The organism is Pseudomonas sp. LAM2023, from assembly GCF_016620375.1.
Classification (GTDB): Bacteria; Pseudomonadota; Gammaproteobacteria; order Pseudomonadales; family Pseudomonadaceae; genus Aquipseudomonas; species Aquipseudomonas anuradhapurensis.
Genome location: NZ_JAENHV010000010.1, coordinates 1 through 5219, shown reverse-complemented (window position 1 = coordinate 5219; position 5219 = coordinate 1). Strand labels below are relative to the sequence as shown.

The window sequence follows — 5219 nt, the reverse complement described above, 5'->3', positions numbered from 1 at the left end:
CTGCGGCTTTACCCTGTTCGGCTGGGATGGCGACACCTTGGCCTGGGAAAGCTCACCGCCAAGGGACGATGGCGATACTGGCCGTACCGTGCATTACCTGTACGAGCCGGGCAGCTTTGTGCCGGTCGCTCAGGCGCTGCGGAAAAGCCCGATCCGCTTGCACAAGCAACCGGACTGGAGTCAACGCGAGTATGACTTTGACCAGGATCCGCTGTGGCATACGGAGGTGAAGCCGCAGGCGTTTGACGCCATTGCCTGGTACCAGTGCGACCATCTCGGCACGCCGATGGAGCTGACCGATGAGCACGGCCATATCGCCTGGGCCGGGCAGTACAAGGCGTGGGGTGAAGTCAAAGAGGAGCGCTCGGACTGGGCGAAACAGCATGGCCTAAGTAACCCGATTCGCTTCCAAGGCCAGTACCATGACCATGAGACGGGGCTGCACTACAACCGCTATCGTTATTATGATCCGATGGTGGGAAGGTTTATTGGAGAGGACCCCGTCAGTTATGCTGGCGGCCTTAACCTCTTTGCCTACGCACCTAACCCCATTGAGTGGTATGACCCTCTCGGATTAGCTAGGATTCCAAAACGCGAGAAAACGAAAGTCTCCATTGAGAACCGACAATACCACGGGACCGAAAAGTGCGAGCATTGCTTAATTGATGTAGTCCCTGGCCAGAAAAGTCAAAAAGGGGTGACGCCTCCTAGCAATGAGAGGCAATACGATCATATTGAGCCGGACTCGAAAGGTGGAAGTAACATGGAAGAAAATGTCCAGATTTTATGTAGGAAATGCAATCGTGGATTCTCTGACAAAGCGAAAGATAACTTCAAATTGTTGAATAGAATGGGCGTTAGGTAATGATTGTGCGAGGTCTATATGGATGTTTATGAGAAAATAATTTTCAATCTTGTTCCTGATGAGGATGGTTACCCTTCTGTATCTACAGAAGCTATATGGGGGATAAGAGTAGGGTTGGGGGAATATCGAATTGATAACGTTCCAGGCTATATATATGGCGTAAGCAAGGGGGACGTGGTCAAGACTGAGAAGATAGATGGTGAATCTGTAGCCACTAGCGTCCTGAGGCAGGGGGGGCATACAACGCTAAGAGTCTTCGCAGAAGACAAAGAGCTTAAAGCAAAAGTAGTTAAAGAAATTGAAGCCCTCGGTGGACGTTGCTCGGTAAGTTCAGCCTTCTCACTTTTTTCTGTAGATCTGCCGCCAGAGGTAAATTTCCAAGCAGTTGATGCCTATCTAGAAGGCCTTGTAGAAAGCGGAGCCATTGCCTATGAAGATGCTTGCTTGCAGCATCCGGGCATTGACTCACAGCGACTTCTGGAAGTGATGAGCCTGGCGACGCTCGGCACGCGCCACTGACCAGGTCAGTTTGATAGCTATGCAGGCGGACTGAGCTCTTTGCCACTTGGGACCTGGACCGGCTGACGGGTTACAACGACGACGAGCTCAAGGTGTACTACAGCTACGACGCCCTGGGCCCGCGGTTGCATAAGCACTCGGTGGCTCTCTTCTGGGACAAGCCGGGAGCAGGTACCGGGTGGAACCAGCTGCAACGGGCCAAACGCCAGCGTGAGCTTGGCTGCGGCTTTACCCTGTTTGGCTGGGATGGCAACACCTTGGCCTGGGAAAGCTCACCGCCAAGGGACGATGGCGATACTGGCCGTACCGTGCATTACCTGTACGAGCCGGGCAGCTTTGTGCCGGTCGCTCAGGCGCTGCGCAAGAGCCCGATCCGTTTGCACAAGCAACCGGACTGGAGCCAGCGCGAATACGATTTTGACCAGGATCCGCTGTGGCATACGGAGGTGAAACCGCAGGCGTTTGACGCGATTGCCTGGTACCAGTGCGACCATCTCGGTACGCCGATGGAGCTGACCGATGAGCAGGGCAACATTGCCTGGGCGGGGCAGTACAAGGCGTGGGGTGAAGTCAAAGAGGAGCGCTCGGACTGGGCGAAACAGCATGGCCTAAGTAACCCGATTCGGTTCCAGGGGCAGTACCACGACCAAGAGACGGGGCTGTACTACAATCGTTATCGATACTATGACATGGTTGCAGGGCGTTTCATTACGCATGATCCTATTGGATATGACGGGGGATTGAATCTGTTCGTTTATGCACCCAACCCTGTTGAATGGATTGACCCATTCGGTCTAACGAGGATAGGTGCCGCTGGAAGGAAACAGACGTCGGATAAACCAAATCAAAACGCAAAATGTGCCTGCCGAAAAAATGGGAAGTTAATAGGTCGGACAGAACATGTTCAGGGATGGTCAAAGGCGTAGGTTTTGTTACGTATCACTATGATAATATAACAAGAACTTGGTGGTCCAAGGATGCTACTGGGCATGGTGAAAGTGCTTGGAAGGTTCATGAAAAAAATGGTGATTGGCGAGCTGATGCAGATGTATATGGTGATTACATGATCGGTAAGCATAAAGGCGAAACCGGAAAGAAGATCGATTTTAAATCGCTTAAATGTGGCAGTTGATATGATTGATTCGGCAGAAGAATTCATTAGGTTGCGCGATAGTCACGAAAAGTCAGAATATGATCGGTCTGCCTTGGAAGAAGCGTCGTCAGATGTATGGCATGAGGTACTGGATAAATACCCTGAATACGGTAAATGGGTGGCCTATAATAAAACCGTGCCTCTGGAAATCCTTGATAGGCTTTGCGGGTTTGATGTGGGGGCGCGAAGATCTGGCGCATTGAAAAGAAAGTTGTCGGTCGAAATTTTTGAAAGGCTTTGCATGGATGAAGATGAGATCGTTAGGTGTAACTTGGCTGTAAATAAAAAAGTGCCGGTTCATGTTTTGAATATCTTGAAGCTGGATGAGGATAAGGATGTGCGTGATGCTGCAGAACATAATTTGGCACAAAGAAGTAAGGAGTAGGTTGTCGTTGTGTGTGAACGGCTGCTCGGCAGCCATGATGGCCAGTTCATACTGCTCAAGAGCCAGTACCGCTACGACGCCGCTGGCCAGCTGACCAACATCCACGACAGCCGCCGTGGCCCGCTGGAGTACCAGTACGACCCGGTGGGACGCCTGCTCAAGGCCACCAGCCGCCTGGGCGTGGAAACCTTCGCCTTCGACCCGGCCGGCAACCTGCTGGACCAGAAGCGCCAGGAACTGAACCGCCCGCTGGAAGCCGATCCACGGCGCAACAAGCTGATGGACAACCTGCTGCGCGAGTACGCCGGGACCCATTACAAGTACGACGAACGCGGCAACCTGATTCATCGGCTGCACAACGGGGTCCATGCCCATTTCACCTGGGACCTGTTCGATCGGCTAACGGGGTACAACGACGACAAGCTCAAGGTGGACTACAGCTACGACGCCCTGGGCCGACGGTTGCACAAACATTCGGTGGCGCATTTCTGGGACAGGCCGGAAGCGGGCACCGGGTGGAACCAGCTGCAACGGGCCAAGCGCCAACGTGAGCTTGGCTGCGGCTTTACCCTGTTTGGCTGGGATGGCGACACCCTGGCCTGGGAGAGCTCACCGCCAAGGGACGATGGCGATACTGGCCGTACCGTGCATTACCTGTACGAGCCGGGCAGCTTTGTGCCGGTTGCTCAGGCGCTGCGTAAAAGCCCGATCCGCTTGCACAAGCAACCGGACTGGAGTCAACGCGAGTATGACTTTGACCAGGATCCGCTGTGGCATACGGAGGTGAAGCCGCAGGCGTTTGACGCCATTGCCTGGTACCAGTGCGACCATCTCGGCACGCCGATGGAGCTGACCGATGAGCAGGGCAATGTTGCTTGGGCGGGGCAGTACAAGGCGTGGGGTGAAGTCAAAGAGGAGCGCTCGGACTGGGCGAAACAGCATGCCCTAAGTAACCCGATTCGGTTCCAAGGGCAGTACCATGACCATGAGACGGGGCTGCACTACAACCGCTATCGTTACTATGACCCCATACTGGGTAGGTTTATCAGCCAAGATCCTATAAGTTACTTGGGCGGGAACAATCTATGGGCTTACGCTCCAAACCCTGTTGATTGGCTTGATCCACTAGGCTTAGCGAAAGGATCAAATAAGAGAGGTGATGTGACATACCGAGCTCGGTGGCGGAAGGGGTCAGTACAGAAGGCTTGGAACGAAGCGGTAGAGGGCCCGACAGGAGGGCGTGTATGTCCGGCTTGTGAAAAAGAGGTGAAGGTTGCCCCTGGTGCAGGCTATCGCGATTGGGACATGGATCACCATCCAGAACCATGGTCTCTCCGAGACTTTCCGGATGATGTAACGCGCAAAGAAGTGATTGACAACTACCAAGAAGGTGTGATTTTGAAATGTCAGACATGTAATCGCCGGGAAGGTAATAGAAAATGACTCTAATCTCTCAAGTGGAAACCATTTTCGGAAAAATTGAGCGGGGTTGGTCGTTTCAGTGTGGGGCCCACCCCTATAAGGTCGTGGAATGTTTGGGAGGGCGGCTGGAAGGAATTGCTACCTATTGTACTGTTGGGGTATCTCGTGCAGTTTTAAAATTTGAAAGAAGGCGAGAAATTTCCCATGAGATTTTGATTTCGTTGGATGCTGGTTTTATACCCACTAACGTCGTTGCATTAGTGCGGCAGGTTTCTGATCAGGTCTTGGATAGCCATTTACCGTTAAAAAACAATGAAATTATTCGAAGAAGTGGGCCTATTTTTTTGGGCAAAAACTTCACGGCCTTTTGGGTGAAATCGCCAATTTTTTTTGGAGATGACGCGGAGGCTTATGAAAGCGACGGGGTTGGAGGTGGGTTGTGCATTTTTGTATGGCTAGTTCCGATTTTTGAGTCTGAGGCTAAGTTTATAGAACTCTATGGGGGGGAGGCGTTTGAGGACCTTCTTGTGGAGCGGGATGTGGATTATTTTTCTCTTGAACGGCCTGCCGTAGTATAGGCGACTATTTTCAGTAGTTCTGTTCTGATCTGCGCTACTTTGTGCCGAAAGTAGATCTGGTGTATCTGTCAGGTGTGCTATTTGGTGCACGCGGTGGGCGTCTGCTCAAGGCCAACCAGCCGCCTGAGTGTGGAAACCTTCGCCTTCGACCCGGCCGGCAACCTGCTGGACCAGAAGAGCCAGGAACTGAACCGCCCGCTGGAAGCCGACCCACGGCGCAACAAGCTGATGGACAACCTGCTGCGCGAGTACGCCGGGACCCATTACAAGTACGACGAACGCGGCAACCTGATTCAT

General features: G+C 52.8%; 4 protein-coding genes and 3 pseudogenes. All 7 read left to right on the top strand.

Going from position 1 to position 5219, the window contains the following annotated elements:
• The coding region (locus tag JKP78_RS05075; protein ID WP_200626168.1) for an RHS repeat-associated core domain-containing protein at positions 1–865 on the top strand (865 nt) is incomplete at its 5' end.
• A gap of 18 nt (positions 866–883) precedes the next feature.
• The gene (locus JKP78_RS05070) at positions 884–1384 is read left to right on the top strand and encodes a DUF4265 domain-containing protein (protein WP_200626167.1); all 501 of its coding nucleotides are present in this window, start codon (positions 884–886) and stop codon (positions 1382–1384) included.
• Between the two features lie 44 nt (positions 1385–1428).
• Positions 1429–2187 (top strand): annotated as a pseudogene (locus JKP78_RS05065) (RHS repeat-associated core domain-containing protein); the annotation flags it as partial.
• Between the two features lie 330 nt (positions 2188–2517).
• A complete protein-coding gene (locus tag JKP78_RS05060; protein WP_200626166.1) occupies positions 2518–2922 on the top strand; it encodes a hypothetical protein in 405 nt (134 codons plus the stop codon).
• 15 nt (positions 2923–2937) lie between these two features.
• Positions 2938–4062, top strand: a pseudogene (locus tag JKP78_RS05055) (RHS repeat-associated core domain-containing protein); the annotation flags it as partial.
• 299 nt (positions 4063–4361) lie between these two features.
• On the top strand, positions 4362–4922 hold the full coding sequence (locus tag JKP78_RS05050) for a suppressor of fused domain protein (protein ID WP_200626165.1): 561 nt from the start codon (positions 4362–4364) through the stop codon (positions 4920–4922).
• A 111-nt stretch (positions 4923–5033) separates the two neighbouring features.
• Positions 5034–5219 (top strand): annotated as a pseudogene (locus tag JKP78_RS05045) (hypothetical protein); the annotation flags it as partial.